Below are 868 nucleotides of genomic sequence, written 5' to 3'. Positions count from 1 at the left end.
ACTGAACCTTCTACAGTGGATTTTGTTTTTATCGTATGGTAGGCATCCCTTTTGCTTCATGGTTAAAAAATTTCATATCAAGTTCGCGTCTTTTCTTTTTGATAAGTGATTGCTCAGCTTTACGTAAATGCGTTATCATTTGCATCTTTATAGATTCATTGTGGATCATGGCTAATGAACCATCGATATGTGCTTGAAGGTCTGCAATATCTTTCAGGTTTTCCTTTTTTTGAAGTTCATCAAATAAATTTCTGAGGTATTGAAAACGATTTTCTACGTTTTCAAAAGTTTTCAAAGTTATAGCTTTATCTAGCACTGAGAAAAATTGTAAACGCGCAAAAAGATTTTTGCCCATTTGATCAAAAGTCCCAGAAATTTTGTTTTCTTCCTCTAATACCTTTTGATATGATTCCCTTGAAAGCTTATCACTCTTATAGAGCGATTCTGGTTCTTTGAGAAAAAAACTAGAAAAATCTATAGTTTTAGGTCCAATTTTTTGACTATTTGTTATAGCCTGATAGGTTTTTTCTGTTTGCGAAAGTTGTTCTTTTTTTAACGCAAGCTGTTTTTTTAAGAGCTCAATAATTTCCCCTTTTTTTAATAGATCAATAAGCTCCAGATATTCCGCTGGTAGAGCAGGTGGTGGCGGTGGAGGAGGTGGTAAGTCTACAGTTGGGTCCTTAGGTGGTGTTCGGGATTCGAAAGTTACGCTTACACCTGCATTTGCTGGAGCTAGATTCAGTATTCCCCAAAGGGTAATCATTCCTGTTATAATAAATCGCTTTTTCATCTGTCTCCTCGCTTGATTTCGGCAGGGATTGTTTTATTAATAGGCACTCGGTTCCTATCATTTGGCTGTTTTAGCTTT

At 35.7% G+C, this 868-nt stretch carries 1 protein-coding gene and 1 pseudogene; both read right to left on the bottom strand.

What is annotated here, in order from left to right:
- Window positions 1-28: 28 nt before the first annotated feature.
- Window positions 29-790 (bottom strand): type IV secretion system protein, encoded by a 762-nt coding sequence (locus tag ACFING_RS09940; protein WP_375630806.1) that lies wholly within the window; start codon window positions 788-790, stop codon window positions 29-31.
- A pseudogene (locus ACFING_RS09935) lies at window positions 787-868 on the bottom strand (TrwH protein); the annotation flags it as partial. The gene ACFING_RS09940 and the pseudogene ACFING_RS09935, both read right to left, overlap by 4 nt.

This window comes from Bartonella sp. AP150HLJHH (genome assembly GCF_042196385.1).
Classification (GTDB): domain Bacteria; phylum Pseudomonadota; class Alphaproteobacteria; order Rhizobiales; family Rhizobiaceae; genus Bartonella.
The sequence above is the reverse complement of the archived record's forward strand: the minus strand, read 5'-3'. Positions and strand labels throughout refer to the sequence as shown.